General features: G+C 70.1%; 21 protein-coding genes and 1 pseudogene. 5 read left to right on the forward strand and 17 right to left on the reverse strand.

What is annotated here, in order from left to right; all coding sequences use genetic code 11:
• Positions 1-13: 13 nt before the first annotated feature.
• Entirely contained in the window at positions 14-646 is a 633-nt protein-coding gene (locus tag CACI_RS38365) for a DUF6758 family protein (RefSeq protein WP_015796312.1), read from the reverse strand.
• Between the two features lie 155 nt (positions 647-801).
• Complete coding sequence (locus tag CACI_RS38370) at positions 802-1,305, reverse strand: MaoC family dehydratase (protein ID WP_015796313.1); 504 nt, start codon at positions 1,303-1,305, stop codon at positions 802-804.
• Positions 1,306-1,461: 156 nt separating this feature from the next.
• Here CACI_RS38370 and CACI_RS46685 point away from each other — a divergent pair, with 156 nt between their 5' ends.
• Positions 1,462-2,565 carry a DUF4328 domain-containing protein gene (locus CACI_RS46685; protein WP_015796314.1) on the forward strand — a complete coding sequence of 368 codons (1,104 nt, stop codon included), beginning with the start codon at positions 1,462-1,464 and terminating at the stop codon, positions 2,563-2,565.
• A 344-nt stretch (positions 2,566-2,909) separates the two neighbouring features.
• On the opposite strand, the gene CACI_RS38380 is transcribed toward CACI_RS46685, so the two are convergent.
• The 5 genes from CACI_RS38380 to CACI_RS38400 all read right to left on the reverse strand — a co-directional run bounded on the left by CACI_RS38380 (position 2,910) and on the right by CACI_RS38400 (position 8,100).
• Positions 2,910-3,725, reverse strand: coding sequence for a hypothetical protein (locus tag CACI_RS38380; protein ID WP_143765559.1), 816 nt, complete (start codon positions 3,723-3,725; stop codon positions 2,910-2,912).
• Between the two features lie 116 nt (positions 3,726-3,841).
• Entirely contained in the window at positions 3,842-4,708 is an 867-nt protein-coding gene (locus CACI_RS38385) for an alpha/beta fold hydrolase (RefSeq protein ID WP_015796316.1), read from the reverse strand.
• A gap of 162 nt (positions 4,709-4,870) precedes the next feature.
• Positions 4,871-6,064: an acyl-CoA dehydrogenase family protein gene (locus CACI_RS38390; RefSeq protein WP_015796317.1), complete on the reverse strand. Its 1,194-nt coding sequence runs from the start codon at positions 6,062-6,064 to the stop codon at positions 4,871-4,873.
• 1 nt (position 6,065) lies between these two features.
• Positions 6,066-7,031 (reverse strand): HpcH/HpaI aldolase/citrate lyase family protein, encoded by a 966-nt coding sequence (locus CACI_RS38395; RefSeq protein ID WP_015796318.1) that lies wholly within the window; start codon positions 7,029-7,031, stop codon positions 6,066-6,068.
• 115 nt (positions 7,032-7,146) lie between these two features.
• Positions 7,147-8,100 carry a DMT family transporter gene (locus CACI_RS38400; protein ID WP_015796319.1) on the reverse strand — a complete coding sequence of 318 codons (954 nt, stop codon included), beginning with the start codon at positions 8,098-8,100 and terminating at the stop codon, positions 7,147-7,149.
• A gap of 172 nt (positions 8,101-8,272) precedes the next feature.
• Here CACI_RS38400 and CACI_RS38405 point away from each other — a divergent pair, with 172 nt between their 5' ends.
• The 4 genes from CACI_RS38405 to CACI_RS38420 all read left to right on the forward strand — a co-directional run bounded on the left by CACI_RS38405 (position 8,273) and on the right by CACI_RS38420 (position 11,861).
• Positions 8,273-8,896 carry a hypothetical protein gene (locus CACI_RS38405; RefSeq protein WP_015796320.1) on the forward strand — a complete coding sequence of 208 codons (624 nt, stop codon included), beginning with the start codon at positions 8,273-8,275 and terminating at the stop codon, positions 8,894-8,896.
• 472 nt (positions 8,897-9,368) lie between these two features.
• Positions 9,369-10,403, forward strand: coding sequence for an integral membrane protein (locus CACI_RS38410; protein WP_015796321.1), 1,035 nt, complete (start codon positions 9,369-9,371; stop codon positions 10,401-10,403).
• Positions 10,404-10,417: 14 nt separating this feature from the next.
• A complete protein-coding gene (locus CACI_RS38415; protein WP_015796322.1) occupies positions 10,418-11,431 on the forward strand; it encodes an adenosine deaminase in 1,014 nt (337 codons plus the stop codon).
• Positions 11,432-11,471: 40 nt separating this feature from the next.
• Positions 11,472-11,861 carry a PPOX class F420-dependent oxidoreductase gene (locus CACI_RS38420; protein WP_015796323.1) on the forward strand — a complete coding sequence of 130 codons (390 nt, stop codon included), beginning with the start codon at positions 11,472-11,474 and terminating at the stop codon, positions 11,859-11,861.
• Positions 11,862-11,942: 81 nt separating this feature from the next.
• On the opposite strand, the gene CACI_RS38425 is transcribed toward CACI_RS38420, so the two are convergent.
• The 10 genes and pseudogenes from CACI_RS38425 to cimA all read right to left on the reverse strand — a co-directional run bounded on the left by CACI_RS38425 (position 11,943) and on the right by cimA (position 25,926).
• Positions 11,943-13,202, reverse strand: coding sequence for an ABC transporter ATP-binding protein (locus tag CACI_RS38425; RefSeq protein ID WP_015796324.1), 1,260 nt, complete (start codon positions 13,200-13,202; stop codon positions 11,943-11,945).
• 317 nt (positions 13,203-13,519) lie between these two features.
• Positions 13,520-14,668 carry an ABC transporter ATP-binding protein gene (locus CACI_RS38430; protein WP_015796325.1) on the reverse strand — a complete coding sequence of 383 codons (1,149 nt, stop codon included), beginning with the start codon at positions 14,666-14,668 and terminating at the stop codon, positions 13,520-13,522.
• Positions 14,665-15,717, reverse strand: a complete 1,053-nt coding sequence (locus CACI_RS38435; RefSeq protein ID WP_015796326.1) for an ABC transporter permease — start codon at positions 15,715-15,717, stop codon at positions 14,665-14,667. Before CACI_RS38435 ends, CACI_RS38430 begins: the two co-directional genes overlap by 4 nt.
• 12 nt (positions 15,718-15,729) lie before the next feature.
• Entirely contained in the window at positions 15,730-16,698 is a 969-nt protein-coding gene (locus CACI_RS38440; protein ID WP_015796327.1) for an ABC transporter permease, read from the reverse strand.
• 87 nt (positions 16,699-16,785) lie between these two features.
• Positions 16,786-18,579 (reverse strand): ABC transporter family substrate-binding protein, encoded by a 1,794-nt coding sequence (locus CACI_RS38445; protein WP_015796328.1) that lies wholly within the window; start codon positions 18,577-18,579, stop codon positions 16,786-16,788.
• Positions 18,580-18,778: 199 nt separating this feature from the next.
• A complete protein-coding gene (gene ilvC, locus CACI_RS38450; protein WP_015796329.1) occupies positions 18,779-19,774 on the reverse strand; it encodes a ketol-acid reductoisomerase in 996 nt (331 codons plus the stop codon).
• A 106-nt stretch (positions 19,775-19,880) separates the two neighbouring features.
• Positions 19,881-20,390 (reverse strand): annotated as a pseudogene (gene ilvN / locus CACI_RS38455) (acetolactate synthase small subunit); the annotation flags it as partial.
• A gap of 58 nt (positions 20,391-20,448) precedes the next feature.
• Complete coding sequence (locus tag CACI_RS38460) at positions 20,449-22,209, reverse strand: acetolactate synthase large subunit (RefSeq protein WP_015796331.1); 1,761 nt, start codon at positions 22,207-22,209, stop codon at positions 20,449-20,451.
• A 177-nt stretch (positions 22,210-22,386) separates the two neighbouring features.
• The gene (locus CACI_RS38465; protein ID WP_015796332.1) at positions 22,387-24,165 is read right to left on the reverse strand and encodes a GGDEF domain-containing protein; all 1,779 of its coding nucleotides are present in this window, start codon (positions 24,163-24,165) and stop codon (positions 22,387-22,389) included.
• Between the two features lie 162 nt (positions 24,166-24,327).
• Positions 24,328-25,926, reverse strand: a complete 1,599-nt coding sequence (gene cimA, locus CACI_RS38470; protein WP_015796333.1) for a citramalate synthase — start codon at positions 25,924-25,926, stop codon at positions 24,328-24,330.
• Positions 25,927-26,040 lie beyond the last annotated feature (114 nt).

Raw genomic sequence — 26,040 nt, forward strand, 5'->3', positions numbered from 1 at the left:
CGCGAACAGCTCGCTACATCTCCATCAGGCGCAGGGACAGCCCGCCGACCGGGATCCGGTCGATCTCGCCGCCGGCGTCCCGCAGATCGGTGAGCACCAGGTCGTCGTACATCAGGTGGGCCGCGTCGTGCGGCCACAGGATGGCCCACAGCCACAGGCCGCCGGCCTCGCCGAGGAACACCGCGCGGTCACCGGTGTCCGGGACGCACCACATGGAGGTGGAGCGGCCGGCGGCGTAGAGCTTGGCGTGCGCGGCGTTCTCCTCGAAGATCTCGCCGGGGTCGAAGCCCTCGAGCCCTGCGAAACAGGCGCCGAGGCCGACACCCATCTCCTCGGCGATCAGCAAGAGTTCCCCGACGCCGCCGAACGGGTTCGGGCCGGCACAGGCCACGGCGGTCGCGCGGGCACCGGCCTCGTCGCCGGCGTAGGCGATGCCGGTGAACTCCCAGCCGGTCGGCAGCGGCCAGGGCATCCACACCGGGACCTGGCTGTTGGCGGCCGTCTCGGCCAGCTCCTTCACCGTGGGCGGCTGCACCGGCTGGAGCGGGTGGACCGTTCCGTGGAGGTCGCACTGCCAGGCCGGGGACAGCTCGCCGGGCGCGCGCACCCGGCTCCCACAGCGTGGGCAGCTGGGCTCGACCTTCATAGAGATTGACGGTCCTCTCGTCGGCGCCGGTCCGTCAAGCCCCGTCACCCGGATGGCGGGCGGGTCGGGCCGGTGACGGGGCGCGGTTTCGGGTGCGCGCCCCTGTCTGTGTTCTCCCGCGCCCTCCCGCGCTCCAATCCCGCGAGGGCGATCGGCTACGCCGACGGGGTCGGACGGCCGGGCTGCTCGCCGCCGCGGGCGTCGCCGTACGAGCGCTTGGGGACCATCACCTTGCGGCGGAAGACGCAGACCACGGTGCCGTCCTGCTTGTAGCCCTTCGTCTGGACGTACACGATGCCGCGGTCGTCCTTGGACTTGGACTCGGTCTTGTCCAGGACCTCGGTCTCGCCATAGATGGTGTCGCCGTGGAAGGTCGGCGCGATGTGCCGCAGGGACTCCACTTCCAGGTTCGCGATCGCCTTGCCGGACACGTCCGCCACCGACATGCCGAGCAGCAGGGAGTAGATGTAGTTGCCGACGACCACGTTCCGCTTGAAGTCGGTGGTCTCCTCGGCGTAGTTCGCGTCCAGGTGGAGCGGGTGGTGGTTCATGGTGATCAGGCAGAACAGGTGGTCGTCGTACTCGGTGACCGTCTTGCCGGGCCAGTGCTTGTACACCGCGCCGACCTCGAACTCCTCGAAATACCGGCCGAACTGCATGGGTGGGTCCCTTCTCACCTGGTCGCCGCCGCCTCGGCGGTCGGCGCGCACGCCGTGCCTGTCTGCGGTCATCTTCGCGCAGAGGGCTACTCGCCAGTAGTACGCCGGGCGGTGAGGTCCGCCACGTTCTTGACGCCGCGCGTCAACGCTGATGTGATGCCCGGCGTGACCGGCAGCCCTATATCCCCGTACGGATACCCCGCGCCCTACGGCGCCAACGTGCCCCGCATCAGGACCTCCGTGCAGAGCCTGGGCACCGCCGTGACGGTGCTGCTGGCCCTGGACGCCGCGCTGGCCGTGCTCGCCGCCGGCCTCCTGGCCTGGCGCAACACCCTGATCGGCGACTTCCTGGGCGACCCGGCCTCGGTCGACCCGGACCGCATGAACACCGCCGACCAGGCCGCCGGCAGCGCCACAGGCTGGTTCATCATCCTCACCGTGGCCACCGCCGTGGTCTTCATCTGCTGGTTCTGGGCCGCCCGCAACAACGCCGAGGTCTACGCCCCGAACCGCGGCTCCCTGCCCACCGGCTGGGCGATCGGCGGCTGGTTCATCCCGCTGGCCGGCCTGGTCATGCCCGGCATCGTCGCCCGCGACATCCACCGCGGCACCATGGCCGGCCGCGACAACACCCGCGCCACCGGCGGCATGATCACCGGCTGGTGGTGGAGCTCCTACGTGGCCTTCTGGATCATGTGCGTGGTCGTCAGCGTCCAGAACGGCCGAGCCCGCAACGCCGCGGACCCCCTGGAGCACCTGCACGACGTCCGCTCAGCCTCCGAGGCGGGCATCATCGCCCTCTCGGTGGGAGTCGCGGCAGCCCTGCTGGCGATCACCTACGTGCAGACCATCACCAGGGCCCAGCGAGCCCGCATCCGCGAGGCCGGCTGGTACGCGCCGGGGCAGCCGTGGGCGTACGGGATGCCGTACGGGTACGGGGCGCCGATGCCCGGGTATCCGATGGGCATGCCCGTGCCGATGCCGATGCCGGGCCCGGGGCAGCCGCCGATGCCGGCGGGGCCGCCTGCTTTCGGGATGCCGGTTGCGATGCCGATGCCCGGGCAGCCGCCGATGCCGACAGGATCCGATGCTTTCGGCATGCCGGTGGCGATGCCGATGCAGGATGTGCCGGTCCAGAATCCGATACCGGCCGCTCATCCGCAGACCGCCGAGACTCAGACAGCTGAAACCCAGACCGCCGATGTGCAGCCCACCGAACCGCCGAAGGAGCCCGGCGACTGGCCCAACCCGCCGAACTGAGCCGCACTCAGCGCCGCGGGCGAACCCGACCAGCCCTCGCCAGCACTCTGCTCGGCTTCAGCTGCGAGCGCGCTCAGCCAGCCCTGCCTGTACCGCGCCTAACCTCCACTTAGATCCGCAGCCAGCCCAGCCTGCACCATGCTCAGCTTCAGCCGCGAGCGCGCCCAGCCAGCCCTGCCTGCATCGCGCTTAGACCCGCGGCTTGCCCAGCCTGCGCCGTGCTCGGCTTCAGCTGCGAGCGCGCTCAGCCAGTCCTGCTTCCACCGCGCTCGGCTTCAGCGTCAGCTTCGACCGCGAGCGCGCCCAGCCAGCCGACCCGGCCCTGGGCGCGCCCCCGCCCCGTCTCAGTCCTCGATCTCGTCCGTCTCATCGTCATCGCCGTCGTCCTCCGCGGTCGCCCCGTAGGCCTCGGGCTCGCCGGCGGGCAGGACCTCGGAGATGTGCGGCGTCAGCTTCTTCAGGAGCAGGGCCAGTTGCTCCTCGTTGAGGACGTCGCCGACCACTGTGGCGTGGGCCAGGTCGCCGATCAGGGAGGCGGCTCGGGACAGGCCCGCGTCGCGGTCCCAGGCCCGGTAGGTCGCGGCTCGGGCGTAGCCTCGGGCCACGCGGGCGGCGCCCACGCGGTCGTGGCGGAGGAGTTCCAGGTCGGCGGCGTCGAGGACTTCGCGGCGGTCCACCTCGAAGATCACGTCGGGGCGCTCCATGCCCACCCCTATCTGGTCGACCTGCTGGCGCTCCAGGTTGGAGACCGCGGTGATCAGGCCGTTGACGTGGCGGCCGTTCGGGCCGTAGGCCCACCAGCCGGGGACCTCGGCGACCACCAGGAACTCGCGGGTGACGATGGCCTTGGCGCCGATGGCGCTGGAGGGTGTGTAGTGCTCCGGCGCGGGGACGGCCTGGAGCTGGAACAGCCGGAAGCCGCCGTCGATGCCGAGGGAGAGGGTCATGTCGTCGGCGATGCCCAGGCCCGCCTGCGCCGGGTCCGGGTAGACCAGGAGCCCCACCGGGACCTCGGTCTTCGGCGAGGCCTCGTCGTCGTCCACCGACAGCGGGTCGTGGTCCTGCCACGTCGAGGGGATGAACGTCGTCACGCCCCGCTCGAGGGCGTCGTAGAGGTCCACTTTGTGGTGGTCCGGCCCTACGAATCGTGTTCCGTCCATCCTCGCTATGACGTAGTAAGTCGCCACTGTTTACTTCCCGCCCTATACGTTCGCGCTCTTCAACCGCCTCAAGGCACCATCCTGCCGTAACCCGGCCCCGCAGCGGGAGCGACCACTCAAAAACCCAGCGAGCGCACGGCGGTGGCGACCGCGTCCGGCCGGTCGGCGGCGATCAGGTGTTTGGCATCGGGTAACTCTACGACTTCGGCACCGGGAAACAAGCCCGCGAATTCGCGCTGACGTTCGACCCACCGCCGCGCGTGCGCGTCCTGCGCCGCACCCGCCGCCCCCACCAGCACCTGTACCAGAACCTCCGGGAACGGCCGCTCGCAGCGCAGCTCAAGCAACTCCACCGCGCTCGGCCGGTAGGACCACAGCTCGTTCACCACTGCCGCCGCGACCCGGCTGGACCGGTAGACCGCGCGCCCCAGTTCCCGGTCCGGATCCCGGTGCGTCGTGCTCGCGGCCTGATAGACCAGCCGCCGCACCGCCGGTCCCAGCACCTGGTTCAGCCCGAGCGCCTTGGTCCCCCGAACGAACGCCTGCCCGAGCACGCGTCCGGGCCCGCCGGGCGCCGGCGTGATGTCCGGCTCGGCGCTGCCGTCGACGAAGACCACCCCGGCGATCCGCTCCGGATGCAGGCGCGCGAAGGCCTCGGCGTGGAAGGCGCCGTAGGAGTGCGCGACGACGAAGACCTTCTCCTCGGGTGCGACACCCACCGCGTCCAGCACCCGCCCCAGCCGCTCGGCCTCGCCGGCCAAGGTCTGCGGCAGCGGCCGTCCGTCGTCCCCGAACTCCTGCTGCGACCACCCCAGGCCGGGACGGTCGAAGCGCACCAGCCGGTGGTCCCCGGCCAGCAGCGGCACCACCGGGTTCCACTCGAACCAGGCGCCGGCCAGTCCCTGGACGAACAGCACCGCGGGCCCGTGCTCGCCGTCCCGGACGACGTGCAACAGCGTGCCGCGATCATCGACGAACCTCACCGCGCCTCCTCCCAGCCATGATCCCACGCATACCCGCTGAAACACCGGAACACCGAAGCGCCCGGCCCTCGCCAGTGGGAAGCCGGGCGCCGCGCAAACGGAACAGAAGTCGAAGCAGAGCGAACCAGGGCGAACCAGAGCGAAGCAGAACGAGACAGAGCCCTACTTCGCCTTGTAGTCCTCGAGCAGCCGCCGGCCGATGATCATCTTCTGGATCTCGGCGGTCCCCTCGCCGATGAGCAACATCGGCGCCTCGCGGTACAGGCGCTCGATCTCGTACTCCTTGGAGTACCCGTAGCCGCCGTGGATGCGGAAGGAGTCCTCGACGACCTCCTTGCAGTACTCGGCGGCCAGGTACTTGGCCATCCCGGCTTCCAGGTCGTTGCGCCGGCCGGCGTCCTTGACCTTCGCGGCGCGCACCATCATCGCGTGCGCCGCCTCGACCTTGACGCCCATCTCGGCCAGCTTGAACTGGATGGCCTGGTGCTGCGCGATCGGCTTGCCGAAGGTGGTGCGCTGCTGGGCGTAGGCGGCGCCGAGCTCGAAGGCGCGGACCGCGATGCCGCAGGCGCGGGCGGCGACGTTGACCCGGCCGACCTCGACGCCGTCCATCATGTGCGCGAAGCCCTTGCCCGGGGCGCCGCCGAGGATCCGGTTCGCCGGGATGCGGTAGTCGGACAGCACCAGCTCGGTGGTGTCGACGCCCTTGTAGCCCATCTTGGCGATCTTGCCCGGGACGGTCAGGCCCGGCGCCACCTCGCCGAAGCCGGCGGGCTTCTCCACCAGGAAGGTGGTGAGGTTCTTGTGCGCCGCCGCCTCGCCGAGGTCGGTGCGGGCCAGCAGGGCGACCAGCGTGGAGGAACCACCGTTGGTCAGCCACATCTTCTGGCCGTTGATCACGTAATCATCGCCGTCGGGGACGCCCTTGGTCGTGATCGCCGCGACGTCCGACCCGAGCGCCGGCTCCGACATCGAGAACGCGGCGCGGACCTCGCCCTCGGCCATGCGCGGCAGGAAGTGCTGCTTCTGCTCGTCCGTGCCGTGCTGCTTGATCATGTACGCCACGATGAAGTGGGTGTTCAGAATCCCCGACACCGACATCCAGCCGCGCGCGATCTCCTCGACCACCAGCGCGTAGGTGAGCAGCGACTCGCCGAGGCCGCCGTACTCCTCGGGGATCATGAGCCCGAACAGGCCCATCTCCTTCATGCCCTCGACGATCTGCGTCGGGTACTCGTCGGCGTGCTCCAGGTCGTTGGCGACCGGGATGATCTCCTTGTCCACGAAGGTGCGGACCGTCGCCAGGATCTCCTCCTGGATGTCGGTCAGGCCGTCGGTCTGCGCGAGGCGCCCCATCTCAGGCCTCCGGGATTTCGAAGGAGCTGGTCCGGCTCATCCCGGCAGCACGGCCCTTGCCCGCGATGACCAGGGCCATCTTGCGGGAGGCCTCGTCGATCATCTCGTCGCCGAGCATCGCCGAGCCCTTCTTCCCGCCGGCCTCGGACGTGCAGTAGTCGTAGGCGTCCAGGATCAGCTCGGCGTGGTCGTAGTCCTCCTGCGAGGGCGAGTAGATCTCGTTCGCCGCGTCGACCTGGCCGGGGTGCAGGACCCACTTGCCGTCGAAGCCCAGGGCCGCCGAGCGGACGGCGACCTCGCGGAAGGCGTCCACGTCGCGGATCTGCAGGAACGGGCCGTCGATCGCCTGCAGGTCGTGCATGCGCGCCGCCATCAGGATGCGCATGAGGATGTAGTGGTACGGGTCGGCCGGGTAGCCCGGGATCAGCGCGCCGACGACCAGCGACCTCATGTTGATCGAGGCCATGAAGTCGGCCGGGCCGAAGATGATGGTCTCCAGCCGCGGGCTCGCGCCGGCGATCTCGTCGACGTTCACCAGCCCGGCGGCGTTCTCGATCTGCGCCTCGATGCCGATCTTGCCGACCTCGAAGCCCATCGTCTTCTCGATCTGCGTGAGCAGCAGGTCCAGCGCCTGGACCTGGGCCGCGTTCTGCACCTTGGGCAGCATGATCGCGTCCAGGTTCTGCCCGGCGCCCTCGACCACGGTGACCACGTCGCGGTAGGTCCACTCGGTGGTCCAGTCGTTGACCCGCACCACCCGGGCCTTGCCGGTCCAGTCCCCCTCATTGAGGAACTTCACGATGGTGTGCCGGGCCTCCGGCTTGGCCAGCGGGGCGCAGGCGTCCTCCAGGTCCAGGAAGACCTGGTCGGCCGGCAGCCCCTGCGCCTTCTCCAGAAAGCGCGGGTTGGAGCCGGGGACGGCCAGACACGAACGGCGCGGGCGCTGCGGACGAGCGGACTCGGACATGGGTGGGTTCCCTCCCGGGGTGGGTACGGACCGCTGATATAGCCGTCACGTTACTGGCGGGTCACCTAGGGCGTCATCATGACGCGCGCCACTTCCCGGGGCCGTTCTATAGCGGTCAGTGCCCGCTCTGCCCCCGGTTCGCCGTCACCACGAGCAGCAGCCCGCCCAGAATCAGCACCGCCCCCGGAATCGCCCACACAGAGGGGATCTGGTGCAGGAATATGGCTGCGATCACCGCCGCCATGGGCACTTCGAGCAGGATCGATGTCGATATGACCGTCGCGCTGGTGGTCTTCACGACCCGGTTGAAAAGGGTGTGTCCGAGGAACTGCGCCAGAAGGGTGAGCGCCCCGATCTTCACCCACGCGTTGCCGCTGAATCCGACGAGCGCGGAACCGGTGGCACCGACGGCGCCGATCAGGAACACCGACGCGGCGCCATAGCAAAGAAAGGCGTAGACCGGCAGCGACGCGGTCTTGCGCACCTCCCCGCCGATGGTCATGTACACGGCCGCGAAGGCGGCGGCGGTCAGCGCCAGCAGATCGCCCTCGAACGCCCGGAACGAAGCGTGGAAGTCCACCCCCGACAGCACGAACACCCCGGCGAACGCCACACCGATCCCCATCCACGCGCGCCGCGGTACGTGATGCCCCAGCACCCGCGCCACGATCGCCGCGAAGATCGGCTGCGTCGCGGCGAAGGCGGTCGCGGAGGCGACGGAGGAGAGCTTGGCGGACGGCGTCCATGTCGCGAAGTGCGCGCCGAGTATGAGACCGGAGACGACGGCCAGGACGGTGGTCCGCCGGCCAAGGCCTCGCAGCTCAGCACGCAGATTCGCGCGCAGGAGGACGTAGGGCGCGAAGACCGCGGCGGCTATCGCGTTACGCCAGAAGGCGATGGCCATCGCCGGCGCGGCGGCGGCGGCGATGAGCGGCCCGGAGGTCCCGACCGCGGTGACCGCGACCCCGAGCACCGCCATATCGGCCTTCGGCGGCCGATGCACCGCCGAGACGCGGAGCGGAACGGGCGGCACCGCCGCGGGTACGGCGGCGGCGCTGTCGGCGGTCACCTGCGGGTCCTGGTCACGTGTAAGTCCCTGTCGCGGTTCGTGCTCCTATCGGCGGAACTCAGCGTAGCCGGGGGCGCAAGGGGGTCTGAGCGGTGCTCAGAATGCGGGAAGGTGGAGCGGTCCGCGGCAGATGTATCGGCTTGGCGAGCACGCGGTGTGAGACGCTACGGCCATGCCCGAGCAGACCACGCAGCCGACGGCCGAGGGCCGGACGAACCCGACCCCCTGGGTGCCCGAGCCCGATTTCGACGCCGCGCTGATCGAGGAGGCGGCCAAGAAGTCCGGACTGGTATGGCTGAGTCCGGCAGGCCTGTCCGCGAAGGCCGACGCCACGCGCCCGAACGGGCCGCAGGCGGTGTGGCACGTATGGCACGACGGCGCGGTGACCGTGGTCGCCGGCGGCACCGAGCAGCCGCTGCCCCTGTGGGCGGTTCCGGGGCGGGTAGTCGAGGTCGCCATGCGCAGCAAAGACCAGGGCGGCCGGCTGATCAGCTTCCTGAGCCAGGTCGAACTGATCGTGCCCGGCACCCCCGAATGGGGCGCGGCCGCCGAGGCCCTGCACGCCGAACGCCTGAACCTCGCCGAGGGCGACAAGTACCAGCAGCGCTGGGCCGCCGAGTCGGCACTCCTGCGCATGCGCCCCCTCGGCGGCGCCGTGGCACCGGACGGCGGATCCGGCGCGGCACGCCCGCTGCCGACACCCGCCACCACCCTCGGCCGGATGCCGAAGATGATCGGCGGACTGCCGCGCGAGCAGGAGAAGACGCAGGCGCGGAAGAAGAAGAAAACGCGGTAGGGCGCTGGCCCGCATCGCGTTGCAGCACACCGCACTGCGCCGCATCGCGGCACACCGCACCGCACGCCACACTGCATCGCATCGCATCGCATCGCATCGCGCCACGCCGCACTGCATCGCATCGCGCCGCACCTCATCGCGCCGCACCTCATCGCGCCGCGCCTCATCGCACCACGCCACACAGCACCGCACTGCACCGCATCGCGCCACGCCGCACCGCAGCCCATCGCGCCGCACTGCACCGCAGCCCATCGCATCGCATCGCGCCGCGCCTCATCGCAGCACCGGCACCGCACCCCGCCGCATCAGCCCGGCATCCGCTCCGCTGCGCCACCCGCACAGCACCGACTACGCGCCCCGAGCACCGCCCGCAAAACCCCCGCCCGGCCACCGTCACCCCCGGCCGGTGGCCTCGGCCACCCGTTCGGCAGAATCCTGGCATTCCGGTCGGACCCCCGGGTACCCACCGGGCATGAACCGTGCCGCCCTCGAAGCCGCCAACGCCGACCTCTCTGAGCGCGGGCGCAAGGGACGCATCGGTTTCTTCGTCTTCATGGCGCTGCTCATGCAGCTGGCGTTCGCCGTCTCCTACATCGGCGCCCTGCACGCTCCGCAGCGTCCGCATCGCATGCCGGTCGGCGTGGTGGCACCGCTGCAGGTGGTGCGGCAGCTGCAGAAGACGTCGGACCAGGCCGGGCCGCTGTTCACGCTGCAGCCGGTGGCGAGTCCTGATGCCGCGGAGAGCGCGATCAAGCACCGCACCGTGCTCGGCGCCTACCTGCCGGCGGCGGTGGGCACCACCGATCAGTTGCTGGTGACGACGGCCGTCGGCCCGTCAGCGCCGCAAGCGCTGACCGTCGCCTTCGGCCAGGCCGCGCGGGCGCAGCAGCACACGCTTCGGGTCAAGGACGTCCTGCCGCCCCACCGCGGCGACGACGAGGGCCTGGTCCCGTTCTACCTGGTGATCGCCTGGACCGTCGGCGGCTACCTGGCCTCGACCCTGGTCGGTCTGATGGGCGGTATGAACAGCGCGACGCCGCGGCTGGCGCTGGAGCGCATCGGGATGCTCGCGGTCTACAGCGTCCTCGGCGGGATCGGCGGGACGCTGATCGTGCACACCATCCTCGGGTTCCTCGGCGGCGGCTGGTGGACGCAGGCGCTGATCGGGATGCTCGTCGTGTTCTCCGTGTCGGTCTTCGCCAACGGCCTTCAGACGTTCCTCGGGCTGATCGGGACCGGGGTTGTGATCGGGCTGTTCGTGATCCTGGGCAACCCGTCCGCCGCCGGGCCGTGGCCGCGGAACATGGTCCCGGCGTTCTGGCGGGTGATCGGTCCGTGGCTGCCGAACTTCCAGGGCACCAACGCCGTGCGCGGCGTCGCCTACTTCCACTCCCAAGGGCTGTCGACGGCGATCTGGGTCTTCGTGATCTACGCCGCGATCGGGGTGATGCTGTCGGTCGCCGGGGCGGGGCGGGACAACGCGATTCTGCGGATGAGCGAGCATTAGAGCAGAATCGCGCCATGCGCGACTTCATCCAGGGCCTGCCCAAGGCCGAATTGCACGTCCACCACGTCGGATCGGCCTCGCCGCGCGTCGTCGCCGACCTCGCGGCCCGCCACGAGGGCGCGACCGCCGTGCCGGCCGACCCGGAGCTGCTGGCCGAGTACTTCACCTTCACCGACTTCCGGCACTTCATCGAGCTGTACCTCAGTGTCGTGGACCTGATCCGGACGCCCGAGGACATCAGGGACCTGACCTACGGCGTGGCGCGGGACATGGCCGCGCAGAACATCCGCTACGCCGAGCTGACCTGCACGCCGCGCTCCCACATGCGGCGCGGGATCGACGGCGAGGCGTACCTGGAGGCGATCGAGGACGCGCGGGTGGCCGCGCACCGGGACTTCGGGCTGGCGCTGAAGTGGGTCTTCGACATCCCCGGCGAGTCCGGCCTGGAGGCGGCCGAGGACACGGTCGCGCTGATCGAGGCGCGGCAGCCGGAGGCGCTGGTGGGATTCGGGCTCGGCGGTCCGGAGATCGGCGTGCCGCGTCCGCAGTTCGCGCCGTACTTCGAGCGCGCGCTGGCACTCGGGCTGCACAGCGTGCCGCACGCCGGGGAGTCCACCGGGCCGGAGACGGTCTGGGACGCGCTGCGGCATCTGAAGGCCGAGCGCATCGGGCACGGCACGTCGCTGGTGCAGGACCCGGAGCTGATCGACTACATCGGCGAGCACCGCATCCCGATCGAGGTGTGCCCGACCTCCAACATCGCCACCGGCGTGGTGAAGGATCTGGACGAGCACCCGATCCGGCAGATGGTCGGCGCCGGCCTGCTGGTGACGGTGAACAGCGACGACCCGCCGATGTTCGGGACCGAGCTGAACCACGAGTACGAGGTCGCCGCCAAGCTGCTGGGTCTGGACGAGCGCGGTGTGGCCGAGATCGCCAAGAACGCCGTGGCCGCCTCGTTCCTGGACGCCGACGGCAAGCGGGCGTTGAGCGCCGAGATCGACGCGTACACCGCCCAGCGGCGATGATCGGGAATGGCAAAGCCCGCACAACGAGTTGGGAACACCCATGACGCTTGAGATCTCCGACAAAGCCCGCGCCCTGCTGGAGAAGCCGGTGCTGGTCAACCTGGCCACGGTCCGCCCGGACGGCGCGCCCCAGGTGAACCCGATGTGGTTCAAGTGGGACGGGGAGCTGCTGTGGTTCACCCACACCAGCTACCGCCAGAAGTACAAGAACATCGCGCACGAGCCGCGGGTCTCGATCTCGATCATGGACCCGGACAGCGGCTACGACTACCTCGAGATCCGCGGCGTGGTCGAGACGGTCGAGGCCGACCCCGAGGCGACGATGTATCAGACGCTGTCGGAGTGGTACGACGGCAAGGCGGTCGTCCCCGCCGACGCCAAGGACCGGGTGAAGATCGGCGTGCGCCCGACGAAGCTCTCCGGGATGTAGCACCCGCCCCCCGGCGGCGAGGATCGCGGCCGGGGGCGAAGGGTTCGCTGAGGCCGGGCTGCGATTGTTCGCAGCCCGGCTTCACAGCAACCGCAGCGACTCCGCGTAGTGGCACGCCGCCTTGTGCACCGCGTCCTCGCTCGTCGCCATCCCGCCGGGACCGCGCCCGACCAGCAGCGGCTCCTCGTTGATGCACTTCTGCTGCTGCTCCGAGGTCAGCGTCAGGAACTTCGGGCAGCGCGTCCGGAAACGGCAGCCGGACGGCGGGTTCGCCGGCGAGGGCACATCACCCTGCAACAGGATCCGCTGCCGGGTCCGCTCACGGCGCGGGTCGGGGATCGGGATCGCCGAGATCAGCGCCTGCGTGTACGGATGTTGCGGATGGTCGAAGAGCTGGTCGCGCGGACCCAGCTCGACGATCTTGCCCAGGTACATGACCGCCACCCGGTCGGCGATGTGCCGCACCACCGACAGGTCGTGCGCGACGAACAGGTACGCCAGCCCCAGCTCGTCCTGCAACTCCTCCAGCAGGTTGATCACGCCGGCCTGGATGGAGACGTCCAGCGCCGACACTGGCTCGTCCAGGACCAGCAGCTTCGGCCGCAGCGCCAGCGCCCGCGCGATACCGATGCGCTGCCGCTGCCCGCCGGAGAACTCGTGCGGATAGCGGTTGCCGTGCTCCGGCTTGAGACCGACGGTGGCCATCAAGTCGTTGACCTTCTTCCGGCCAGAGCCCTTGTCGCCGTAGAGCCCGTGAATACGCAGCGGTTCGGCGATGATCTCGTTCACCGTGATACGCGGATCCAGCGAAGCGAACGGATCCTGGAACACCAGCTGCATGTCCCGGCGCAGACGGCGCAGGTCGTTCTTGCCGACGGTGGTGAGATCGACGCCGTCGAACACCACGGTGCCACTGGTGGCCCGCTGCAGATGCAGCACCGCACGCGACGTCGTGGACTTCCCGCACCCGGACTCCCCCACCAAGCCCAGCGTCTCGCCGGCGGAGATCTCGAAGGAGATGTCCGACACCGCCTGCACCACACCGACCTGCTTGCGAATCAGGCCGGAGGAGCGGATCGGGAACTCCTTGACCAGGTTCTTGACGGTCAAGAGCGGCGCGCTGGAAGCGGACACCGGAGGCTTGGAGGACGAGGCGAGCGCGGCCTCGGCGGCCAGCGCAGCAGGCACGGGCTCGGCACCAGGCGTGGAAGACCCCACCTCGGCAGCAGGCTCCGCCGGCATCGGAGGCTCCGGCTGGCCGCCAGGCGTCGAAAGCACCGGCGCGGCGACGGACTCGGTGGCCGGGCGCGCGAGGTGCTCGGGCTCGGGCGTGACAGGCATCGAAGACCCGCGCTCGGCGCCAGGCTCGACGGCTGTCGGAGGCACTGCCGCGGGCTCGGGCGTGACACGCGTCGGAGACACCGGCTCGGCACCACGCTCGGCGCCCGGCGAAGACCCCGGCTCGGACTCGGGCGTACCAGCCCTCGGAGGCACCGGCTCGGCAGCAGACTCGCTGGTCGGACGCCCATCGCGCCCGTGCCCGCGCCCCTGCTCCGCCGTACCACTCGTCGGAGGCGCCGCATCGCGCTCGGACCCGCCGGGTGTCGGGGGCACCGGCTCGGGTTCCGGTTCGGGCGTGGCGGGCGTGGCGGGGGTGCTCACTGCGCGGCTCCGTTCTCGCCGCCGGGGCCGGCGGGACCCGCGTCCGGGCCCTCGCCCGGCACGGCGTTGGGGTCGGTGCTGAAGATGTCCATCGCGCCCTCGTGCGTCAGCAGGTCCGAGTGGTGGCAGGCGGCCTCGTGGTCGGCGCCGAGGGCGGGGAGGAGGGCCGGTTCGGATTCCAGGCAGATGTCGGTGCGCAGCGGGCAGCGGGGGGCGAAGGGGCAGCCGGGCGGCAGGTTCACCACCGAGGGCGGGGTGCCGGGGATCGGGGTCAGCTTCTCCTGGCTGCGCTGGTCCAGGCGGGGCAGGGAGCCCAGCAGGCCCACGGTGTAGGGCATGCGCGGGTGGTAGTAGATGCCGTCGATGGGCCCGATCTCGACCGGCTTGCCGGCGTACATCACCAGGACGCGGTCGGCCTGGCCGGCGACCACGCCGAGGTCGTGGGTGATCAGCACCATCGCGGCGCCGGTCTCCTTCTGCGCCGCGCGGAGCGCCTCGAGGACCTGGGCCTGGACCGTCACGTCCAGGGCGGTGGTCGGCTCGTCGGCGATGATCACGTCGGGGTCGTTGGCCATCGCGATGGCGATCACCACGCGCTGGCGCATGCCGCCGGAGAACTCGTGCGGATACTGGTCGATCCGCCGGTCCGGCGAGGGGATGCCGACGATCTCCAGCAGCTCCAGCGCGCGCTTGCGCGCCACCTCCTTGGAGACGTCGTTGTGCGCCAGCACCGCCTCCGAGAGCTGCCAGCCGATCTTGTAGACCGGGTTCAGCGAGGTCATCGGGTCCTGGAAGATCATCGCGATCTTCTTGCCCCGGATATCGGTCATCTCCTTCTCGGTGAGCCCGAGCAGCTCCCGGCCTCGGAAGAGCACCGAGCCCGCCGTCCGCGCGGTCTTGGGCAGCAGGCCCATGACCGCCATCGAGGTCACCGACTTGCCCGAGCCGGACTCCCCGACGATGCCCAGCACCTCGCCGGCGTGCAGGTCGTAGGACACGCCGCGGACGGCCTTCACCGGCCCGTCGTCGCTGGGGAAGGTGACGGTCAGGTCCTTGACCGACAGCACGATCTCGGCGGAGCCCCCGCCGCCGGGAGTCGGGACGCCGGGGCTCGCGGCGGAGAACGCGGAGAAGTCGGTACTCATGCGCGGGCCTTCGTCTGCGTCGGGTCGAGGGCGTCGCGCAGGCCGTCGCCGATGAAGTTCACGGTCAGCGCGATCAGGATGATGAACAGGCCCGGGAAGTAGAACAGCCAGCCTCTGCCGCCGGTCGCCGCGGTCTCGCCGCTGGTGATCAGCGAGCCCAGGGAGATGTCCGGGAACTGCACGCCGAAGCCCAGATAGCTCAGCGCCGTCTCGGTCAGCACCGCGGCGGCCACCAGCAGGGTGAACAGCACGATGATCGGGCCGGCCACGTTCGGCAGGATGTGCCGGAAGATGATCCGCCGGTCGGTGGCGCCCAGCGCCCGCGCCGCCTCGATGTACTCCTTCTCGCGCACCGAGAGCACCTGCCCGCGCACCACGCGGGCCGAGCCGGTCCACAGCAGGCCGGCCAGCACCACGGCCAGCAGCACCCAGTTGTTGCCGAACTTCTTGCCCAGCAGCGCGCCGACGGCCAGCGCCGGGATGGTCAGCACCAGGTCGACCAGGCGCATCATCAGGGTGTCGGTGGCGCCGCGGTAGAAGCCGGAGATCGCGCCGTAGATCGAGCCGAAGACGGTGCCGGCGATCGCCACGGTGAAGGCGATCTTCAGCGACAGCTGGGTCCCGGCCATCACCTGCGCCATGTGGTCGGCGCCGTTGGAGTCGGTGCCGAAGGGATGGCTGAGCGAGGGCGCGACCGAGAAGTCGTTGCTGAAGTCGTTCGGGCCGTACTTCCAGATCGCCGGCCCGAGGGTGGCGAACAGGATCACCAGCAGCAGCACCACCGCCGAGGCCACCGCCAGCTTGTGCTGCCGGAAGCGGCGCAGCACCAGCTGCCACTGGTTGCGCGCGGCGATCGTGAACTCGGTGTCGGCCGGCTCGGTGCCCGACTGCAGTATGTCCTCGCCGCCCGGGGTGACGGCGTCTATCATCAGCCCGGGCTGCTGGCCCTGCTCGCCCAGGAACTCCGCGCCCCGGCCGCCCGGGGTCCCGGGGAGGTCGGACTCCCCCGGCTCGTCGTTGACGTCCCGCGGCGGGATGTCGTCAGCCACGTCTCATCCCTCCTACGCCAGCCGGATGCGGGGGTCCAGGACCGCGTAGAGCAGGTCCGCGATCAGGTTGAAGACGATCACCAGGGTCGCCGAGATCAGCAGCCAGGCCAGCACCGTGTTGGTGTCCTGGGTCTGGATGCCGTTGATGAACATCGTGCCCAGGCCCTGCCACTGGAAGATGCGCTCGGTGATCACCGTGCCGCCCATGATCGCCGCGACGTCCAGGGTCACCTGCGTGGTCATCGGGATCAGCGCGGTGCGCAGGCCGTGGCGGACCATGACCCGCCTCGGCGTCAGGCCCTTGGCCCGGGCCAGCCGCATGTAGTCGCTGTTCAGCACGTCCAGCATCGACGCCCGCTGGAACCGGGCCCAGGTGGCGTAGGAGCTCAGCGCCAAGGTGATGGTCGGCAGCACCAGGTACCCGGCCCAGCTGCCGATCCCGCCCCACTGGCCTCCCGGCGGCCCCAGGGTCTTGATGTTCGTGCCCAGGGAGTTGTTGATGTCGGTGGCCCAGATCTTGAGCAGGATCGCGAACCAGAACACCGGCAGCGACAGGAAGAAGAAGCCGATCAGGGTCGCGACGTAGTCGGTGATGCTGTACTGCTTCATCGCCGTGATCACGCCGACCACCACGGCCAGGATCAGCGCGATGATGATGGCGCAGATCACCAGCCGGAAGGTGACCCAGGTCCGGCGGCCGAGCTCGGCGTTGATGTCGAAGGCCGAGCCCTGCACCGAGGGCCCGAAGTCGCCGTGGAGCACCAGGTTCTTGATCCAGTTCCAGTACTGGACCAGCAGGCCGTGGTCCAGGCCGAGCGCGTGCTCGCGCGCGGCGACCTCGGCCGCGGACGGCGGCGGGTTCTTGGACTTGAAGTCGCCCAGCGGGTCCGCGCCCCAGGCCACCAGCAGGAAGACCAGGAACGTGGACAGGATCAGGATGGGGATCGACACCAGCAGGCGGCGGATCGTGAAGGCGATCATCGCATCGAGCCTTCTAGTCAGGGGCGGACGGGACCGGATCTGCGCCGGGCTGCCGGGCGCGCTCGGCGCGCCCGGCCGGCACCGGACCTACTTCTGGCCCCACTGCGCGATGTTGTACGTCGGGCCGATCTGCGTCGGGTTGTCCCGCACGTTGCCCAGGGTGTTCTTGTACGCGATCATCGTCGGCTTCTGGTACAGCGGCAGCGTGTACGCGTCCTTGGTGATCTGCGCGTCGGCCTGGTTCAGGTCCTTCTCCCGGGCCGTCTGGTCGGGGTTGACCGTGGCGTCGGCCAGCCACTTGTCCACGTTCGCGTTGCTGTAGTACCCGTAGTTGCTCTGCGGGTTGCCCTGCGTCGTGGTGGTGTACAGCGGCTGGTTCGCCGAGTTGGGGAACGGGGTGTCCACCCAGGCGAAGACGATGATGTCGTACGTGTGCTGCGCGTCGGACTGGGTCAGGGTCTTGCCCAGGGCGTCGGTGGAGCTGACGTTGACCGTGATCCCCAGCTGCTTCATGGCCTGCGCGAACAGGTTGCAGGTGTCCTGGCGCAGCTGGTTGCCGACGGTGTAGCGCATGCTGAACGCCGGGACGGCCTTGCCGCTGGGGTCCACCAGCGCGGTGCCCACGCCCTTGTAGCCGGCCGTGGTGAGCAGCTGCTTGGCCTTGTTCAGGTCCCCGGACTCCGGGTACATCGCGGAGGCGTTGTCCTGGTAGCCGGGCTGGCCGGGCACCACCATGCGGTTGTTCAGCACCGCCGCGTCGCTGTCGAACTGCTTGATCGTCCGGTTCAGCAGGCCGAGCCGGTCGAAGGCGGTGAACATCGCCTGGCGCAGCGCGACCTTGGCCGGCTGGGTCTGGTCGGCGTCGGCCGGGCCGCCGAAGGCGCTGTTGCGCAGGTTCAGGTCGATGTGCTCCCAGACCAGGCCCTGGTTGATGTGGTAGTCCACGCCGGCGATGCTCTTGACCCGGTTCACCAGGTCCAGCTGCGGCTGCGGGTAGATGCCGTCCACCTCGCCGTTGGCCAGCGCGGTCGGCTCCTGCGAGGAGTCGGTGATCGCGCGGAAGTCGACCTCGTCGAGGTTGGCCGGCTTGCCGTAGTACTGCGGGTTCTTGATCGTCTTGATCAGGCTCTTGTCGGCCGAGACGCCGCCGGGGGCGATCTCGAACGGGCCGGCGGAGACCGTCGGGGGGTTGGCGTCCAGCCAGGTGAAGGAGGCCGCGACGTCGCCGTGCTGCTTGGCGACGTGCGCCGGCAGGATCGAGGTGAACAGGCTCTTCCAGTCCGAGAAGGGCTTGTCCTGCTTGAAGGCGACGGTCACGGTCTTGCCGTTGTCGCTGCCGGTCACCGAGGCCACGTCGCTGTAGCCGGTGGTGCTGGCCACGTCGACGTTCGGGTTGGTGCCGTTCTGCGCCTGCCACAGGTAGATGAAGTCGTCGGCGGTGACCGGGGTCCCGTCGGACCACTTGGCGTTCGGCTGGATCTTGTAGACGATCTTCTGCGGCTCGGTCGAGGTGGCGTTGGTGACCACCGGGTCCCCGGCCATCAGGTCGGTGTTCAGCACCAGCGAGTAGTCCGGCTGCGGGACGTAGACGTCCGGGTAGATGCCGTTCGTGGTCTGCGCGTAGTCGAACGTGTTGCCCAGAGAGGTGAGCGGGTTCCAGTCCTGGACCGTCTTCTCGATGGTCCAGGTGATCTTCCCGCCCTGCTTCACGGTCGCGGCGTTGACCGAGTTCCGGTCGGCGATGGGCGTGCCGGCGCCCGAACCGGAACCGGTGGTGGATCCTCCGCCGCTCTTGCTGCTGCCGCAGGCGGTGGCGGCCAAGGCCACCGCCGCCGCGATCGCTCCGGTCTGCAGCGCGAGTGTCCTCCTGCTGACGCCCATCTCTCTCCTCCTGTCGGGACACACCTTGCGAACGCGCTGCTGGGAGCGCGTTCGCCACTCTATTCCCGACATAGCAGGGCATTCAGTGTGAGCATGCCAAAAGAGTGACGAGTGGTGATCAAGTGCTAAGCAGAACACGAAGGGCCGGTACCGCACCTGTGTGCGGTACCGGCCCTTGGCAGGCGCGGTGCGGGGCGGATCAGCCCTCGCGGATCCAGGACATCATCGAGCGCAGCTTCTTGCCGGTCGCGGTGATCGGGTGCTGCTCCTCGGCCTCGACATACTTCTTGTAGTTCGGCAGACCCGCGTCGTACTCGGCGATCCAGTTGTTGGCGAAGCTGCCGTCCTGGATCTCGGTGAGCACCTGCTTCATCGTGGCCTTGGTCCGGTCGTCGACGATCCGGGGACCGGTGACGTAGCCGCCCCACTCGGCGGTCTCCGAGACCGACCAGTTCATCTTCTCCAGGCCGCCCTCGTACATGAGGTCGACGATGAGCTTGAGCTCGTGCAGGCACTCGAAGTAGGCGACCTCCGGCTGGTAGCCGGCCTCGGTCAGGGTCTCGAAGCCCGCCTTGATCAGGGCCTCGGCACCGCCGCAGAGCACCGCCTGCTCGCCGAACAGGTCGGTCTCGGTCTCCTCGGTGAAGGTGGTCTTGATGACGCCGGCGCGGGTGCCGCCGATGCCCTTGGCGTAGGACAGCGCGAGCTCGGTCGCGGTGCCGGTGGCGTCCTGCTCCACGGCGATCAGACAGGGCACGCCGCGGCCCTCGGTGAACTGCCGGCGCACCAGGTGGCCCGGTCCCTTGGGGGCGACCATGCACACGTCGACGCCGGCCGGCGGCTTGATCAGGCCGTAGCGGATGTTCAGGCCGTGGCCGAAGAAGATCGCGTCGCCCTCGGCCAGGTTCGGCTCGACGGCCTCGGCGTAGACCTTGCGCTGCACCGGGTCCGGCACCAGGATCATGATCACGTCGGCCTCTTCGCAGGCCTCGAACGGGGTGAGGACCCGCAGCCCGGCCTCCTCGGCCGCCTGCCGGGACTTGGAGCCCTCGTGCAGGCCGACCCGGACGTCCACGCCCGAGTCCCGCAGGGACAGCGCGTGCGCGTGGCCCTGGGACCCGTAGCCCAGGACCGCGACGCTGCGGCCCTGGATGATGCTCAGGTCCGCGTCGTCGTCGTAGTACATCTCAGCCATGGTGGTCGCTCATTTGCTTTCTGTGGGTGCGGTTGTGGTTGTCCCGGGAGCCGTTGGCGGCGTGGGCGTGGTTGCCCTCGTGGTGTGCCCGGACGTCCTCGGGGGTGACCGTGCGCAGCGGCCGGTCCGCGATCGAGCGGGAGCCGCGGCCGATGGCCACCATCCCGGACTGGACCAGTTCCTTGACCCCGAAGGGCTCCAGAACCCGCAGCAGCGCCTCGATCTTCTCGCTGTCGCCGGTGGCCTCGACGGTCACCGCGTCCGGGGCGACGTCGACGATCTTGGCCCGGAACAGCTGCACGGTGGCCAGCACCTCGGCCCGGCTGTCCTGGTCGCAGCGCACCTTGACCAGGAGCAGTTCGCGCTGCACGCTGGCCGCCGGGTCCAGCTCGACGATCTTCAGCACGTTGACCAGCTTGTTGAGCTGCTTGGTGACCTGCTCCAGCGGATGGTCCTCGACGGTGACCACCAGCGTGATGCGGGAGACGTCCTCGTGCTCGGTGGGCCCGACCGCCAGCGACTCGATGTTGAAGGCGCGGCGGGCGAACAGGCCGGCGACCCGGGTCAGGACCCCGGGCTTGTTCTCGACCAGGACGGACAGGGTGTGTCGTGACATAGTCTCTATTCCTCCCCGTCACCGCTGTGTTGGATGGAAGCGCGCACTTCTGCGTGGCTCATTCTTCGCCGTCTCCGAAGTCTGGCCGCACATCCTGCGCGGCCAGGATTTCATCATTGGACACCCCGGCGGGGACCATCGGCCACACCATCGCGTCCTGGTGCACCACGAAGTCCACGACCACCGGCGCGTCGTTGATCTCCATCGCCTTCTCGATCGTCCGGTCCAGGTCCTCCGGGGACTCGCAGCGCAGACCGACGCAGCCGTAGGCCTCGGCCAGCTTCACGAAGTCCGGGATCCGGCGGGAGTGCAGATCGGTGTTGGAGTAGCGCTTGCCGTAGAACATGGTCTGCCACTGCCGGACCATCCCCAGGGTGCCGTTGTTGATCACGGCCACCTTTATCGGGATGTCGTTGATGGCGCAGGTGGCCAGTTCCTGGTTGGTCATCTGGAAGCAGCCGTCGCCGTCGATCGCCCAGACTGTGGCGTCCGGCATGCCGACTTTGGCGCCCATCGCGGCCGGGACCGCGTAGCCCATGGTCCCGGCGCCGCCGGAGTTCAGCCAGGTGTACGGGTTCTCATAAGAGATGAACTGCGAGGCCCACATCTGGTGCTGGCCCACGCCGGCGGCGAAGATCGTCTCCGGTCCGGAGATCCGGCCCAGCCGCTCGATCACCTGCTGCGGCGCCAGCGAGCCGTCGCCGGGGCGCTCGTAGCCCAGCGGGTAGGTCTTGCGCCAGCCGTTGAGCTGCTCCCACCAGGCGGCGTAGTCCCCGCGCCGGCCGGCGGCGTGCTCGGACTGCACGGCGACGACCAGGTCGGCGATCACCTCGCGGCAGTCCCCGACGATCGGGACGTCGGCGGTGCGGTTCTTGGAGATCTCCGCCGGGTCGATGTCGGCGTGCACGATCTTGGCGTTCGGCGCGAAGCCGGACAGCTTGCCGGTCACCCGGTCGTCGAAGCGGGTTCCCAGCGCGACGATCAGGTCGGCCTTCTGCAGCGCGGTGACCGCGGCGACCGTGCCGTGCATGCCGGGCATGCCCAGGTGCAGCGGGTGGCTGTCGGGGAAGGCGCCGCGGGCCATCAGCGTGGTGACGACCGGCGCCTCGGTCAGCTCGGCCAGGACCCGCAACTCGGTGGTGGCCCGGGCCTTCAGCACGCCGCCGCCGATGTACAGCACCGGGCGCTTGGCCTCGGTGAGCATCCGGGCGGCCTCGCGCACCTGCTTGGCGTGCGGCTTGGAGACCGGGCGGTAGCCGGGCAGGTCCATCTCGACCGGCCAGGAGAAGTCGGTCGAGGCCTGCAGCGCGTCCTTGGTGATGTCGATCAGCACCGGGCCCGGACGGCCCGTGGAGGCGATGTGGAACGCCTCGGCGACGGTACGCGCGATCTCGTCGGGGTTGCTGACCAGGAAGCTGTGCTTGGTGATCGGCAGGGTGATGCCGACGATGTCCGCCTCCTGGAAGGCGTCGGTGCCGATGTTCGGCCCGGGCACCTGGCCGGTGATCGCGACCAGCGGGACGGAGTCCATGTGCGCGTCGGCGATCGGCGTGACCAGGTTGGTGGCGCCGGGCCCGGAGGTCGCCATGCAGACCCCGACCTTGCCGGTGGCCTGCGCGTAGCCGGTCGCCGCGTGGCCCGCGCCCTGCTCGTGGCGGACGAGGATGTGACGCAGCCGGGTGGAGTCCAACAGCGGGTCGTAGGCCGGGAGGATGGCGCCGCCGGGGATGCCGAAGACGGTGTCGACCCCGCTCTCCTCGAGCGACCGGATCAACGAGGCGGCGCCGGAGATCGCCTGCTGATCACCGCGGTCTGTCATGACTTTCTCTCTTCTTCCGATCACCGTACCTGGCCAACAAAAAACCCTCGGAGCCGGAAGGCTCAACGAGGGGAGGCGCGTGGCTGCTTTTGGAGGTCAGCCCACGCGCCTGGCAAGTACGAGAATCGACTGTCGTGTCGTCATGGTCGTAACCCTCCTCCTGAGCCCTCATCTGTGTCAAGCATTGATCGGAGCGGTCTCGCCATGCGAAATGGCCCAGGTGGCCGCGAGCGGTTCGGCGACCACGCGGTTGCGCCCGGCGGTCTTGGCCCGGTACATCGCGGCGTCGGCGCGCCGCAGCAGGTTGGACGCCGAACCGCCGGGCTCGGAGAACGCCACGCCGATCGAGGCGCCGAGGTGGTGCGCCGGCCCTTCGATGCGGTACTCCTCACACAGCCGCCCGCGGATCCGCTCGGCGACCACCAGCGCGCCGCCGACGGTCGTGCCGACCTCGAGCACGATCACGAACTCGTCCCCGCCGAACCGGGCCACGGTGTCCCCGACCCGCAGCGAGCCGGAGATCCGGCCCGCCGCCTCGACCAGGACCCGGTCGCCGGTCTCGTGGCCGACGGAGTCGTTGACCCCCTTGAAGCCGTCCAGGTCCAGGAAGATCACCGCGACCGGCTCCCATTCGGCCTGCCGCTGGGTCAGCGCGTGCTCCAGCCGGTCGGTGAGCAGCGCGCGGTTGGCCAGTCCGGTGAGCGGGTCGTGGTACGCGTGGTGCTGCAAAGTGGCGGCGGCGCGGCGCAGGTCCTCGGTCAGGCGCTGGTTCTCGAACAGCGTCAGCGCCTGCCGGGCGACCAGCGCGACCAGCACCGCGGCGCCGGCGATCAGCACCACCGGGTCCATGCGGCGCGCCGTGTCCAACCCGTCGGCCAGGACTCCGGCCAGGCAGAAGGCCGCAGCCAGATACGGCAGTATCCCCCGCACCGTCCGCAGCAACGAGCCCCAGCGGGACGGCGAGTCGATGAACCGCGTGCCGCCGGGGGCGGGGATGTCCGGCGCGGCGATGGTGAGCGCGACCTCGCGGCCGGTGGCGGCGTCGCAGTCGTGCAGCCCGATCGAGCAGCCGGCGCCGCAGGCGGAGTCCTGCCCGGCGCCGGACGCGTCGCGGCCGACGCGCTCGGGCCGCCAGCCGTCGCCGTACCAGGCGGCCACCGCGATGACCAGGTAGCCGGCGAACCAGCCGGTGTCCAACAGCCCGCCGGACCGGTAGCCGTTCCGGACCGCGGGCATGGTGAAGATGGAGTCGCAGACCACGATCATCAGGTAGCCGACCCGCACCCCGGTGCCGATCCCGCCGCGCTCCCCCGGCGTGCGGGCCCGCAGCGCCAGCAGCAGGCTGACCAGCGCCAGGTCGAAGGCCGGGTAGCCCAGGACCAGGAAGGTGCGCACCGGGGAGTCGACCCGCTCGATGGCCAGCGCCAGCGCGACCACCCAGGCCACCACGAACAGCGAGCCGGCCACCAGCGTGGTGTCCAGCAGCAGCCTGATCCGCGCCGACAGGCTGACCTGCTCGCCGTGCGCGGTGACGAAGGCGGCCAGGGCCAGCGGCCCGAAGAACAGGAAGGACCAGTCCGCGGCCGACGGGCTCGGCGGGGCGACGTCCAGGACCAGTTCGTACCAGGCCCACACCGCGTTCCCGACGGCGGCGGCCAGGCAGGAGAGCCCGGCCAGCAGCCAGGAGTAGCAGCGGAAGCAGGCCATGCGGTAGTGGCGGACCATCAGGACCGTGCGATGCATGCACGCCGCGGACGCCAGGGCCGCCGCGGCGGCCAGACCGGCGTCGCCCATCAGGGCCGGGACCGCGCCGGACGGGCCGACCAGGGACACCGAGGCGTGCGCGGCGATCAGCACGGCGACGGCCGTGTAGCCCGGCGGCACGCCGTGGAGGCGCGCCCCGGGCAGCCGCCGCATCTGAAGGGCCGGGATCGGCCCTCGCCTGTCCAGTCCCATGGCAGTGCGTCACCAACCCTCGCTGACTTCGACGGAAGGCTGACTCTAGGGCACCGACCCCTTACGCACCGTCATATTAGCGGGAGATAACCGAGATGAGGGCGGGAATCATCACCGATCGGGTCAATCCCCGAGCCTTCCCGGTGAGTTCTCGGGTCCCCTTCAGACCACTGTCTCACCCTTGGCAAGGAGCCCGAAGGTCACGGCGTCGACCAGTGCCTGCCAGGACGCGGTGATGACATTCTCGTCCACGCCGACCGTGGACCATTCCGCCACGCCGTCGGAGGTGGTGATCAGCACCCTGGTCCGCGAGGCGGTGCCGTGGTCGCCGGTGAGGATCCGGACCTTGTAGTCCATCAGCTCCAGCCCCGCCAGCGCCGGATAGGCGGCGGCCAGCGCGGCGCGCAGCGCGTTGTCCAGCGCGTTGACCGGGCCGTTGCCCTCGCCGGCGGCGAGCACCTCCTCGCCCTTGACCCGCAGCTTCACCGTCGCCTGGTTGACCACCAGGCCGTCGGCCAGCCGGTCGGCGAAGGTCCGCCAGGACAGCACCTCGAAGAAGCGCACCGGCGCGCCGCCGAGCTCGCCGCGCAGCAGCAGCTCGAAGCTGGCGTCGGCGGCCTCGAAGGAGTAGCCCTGGGCCTCCAGCTCCTTGACCCGGTTGGTCACCCGGGCCAGCGTGTCGGGGTCGGCGGACAGGTCGAAGCCCAGCTCCCGGCCCTTGAGCTCGATCGAGGCCCGGCCGGCCATCTCCGAGACCAGCATCCGCATGTCGTTGCCGACCAGCTGCGGGTCGATGTGCTGGTACAGGTCCGGGTCGACACGGACCGCCGAGGCGTGCAGCCCGGCCTTGTGCGCGAAGGCCGAGACCCCGACGTAGGGCGCCTGCGGGTTCGGCGCGAGGTTGGTGACCTCGGCGACGGCGTGCGCGATCCGGGTCATCTCGGCCAGCCCGGCCGGCGGGATCACCTCCCGGCCCAGCTTGAGCTGCAGGTTGGCGACCACGCTGAACAGGTTCGCGTTGCCCGAGCGCTCGCCGTAGCCGTTGGCCGTGCCCTGCACGTGGGTGGCGCCGGCGTCGACCGCGGCCAGCGCGTTGGCCACCGCGCAGGCGGCGTCGTCGTGGGTGTGGATGCCGATCCGGGTGCCGCTCGCCTCGCGCACCTCGTGCACGATGTCCGCGAGCTGCGTGGGCAGCATGCCGCCGTTGGTGTCGCAGAGCACGGCCACGTCGGCGCCGGCCTCGGCGGCGGTGCGCAGGCACTCCAGGGCGTAGGCGGGGTCGGCCAGGTAGCCGTCGAAGAAGTGCTCGGCGTCCAGGAACACCCGGCGGCCCTCGGCGTGCAGGTGCTCCACGGTGTCCCGGATCATCGCCAGGTTCTCCTCCAAGGTGGTCCGGAGCGCCAGGTCGACATGCCGGACATGGCTTTTGGCCACCAGCGTGACGATCGGCGCCCCGGACTCCCGCAGCGCGGCCACCAGCGGGTCGTCGGCGGCCTTCACGCCGGTCCGGCGGGTTTTGCCGAACGCGGCGAGCTGCGCGTGCTTCAGGTCGAGCTCTGTTTGAGCCCGCCGGAAGAACTCTGTGTCTTTCGGGACGGCGCCCGGCCAGCCGCCCTCGATGAAGCCGACGCCCAGGGCGTCCAGGTGCCGGGCGATCGCGAGCTTGTCGGCGACAGCGAGGGACAGGCCCTCCTGCTGGCTGCCGTCGCGCAGGGTGGTGTCGTAGATGTGAAAAGACTCGTAGACGTCTTTCGCGGACATGCCCGGGACTCCTCGGCTGTGCAGGCTTGGGAAAAACAAAAATCCCCCCGTGGGAATCCACGAGAGGTCTGCGCGCTGGCGGTGGGCAGTGTGGTTATCGCTGCTCCGGTGCCG

Source organism: Catenulispora acidiphila DSM 44928 (assembly GCF_000024025.1).
GTDB lineage: Bacteria > Actinomycetota > Actinomycetes > Streptomycetales > Catenulisporaceae > Catenulispora > Catenulispora acidiphila.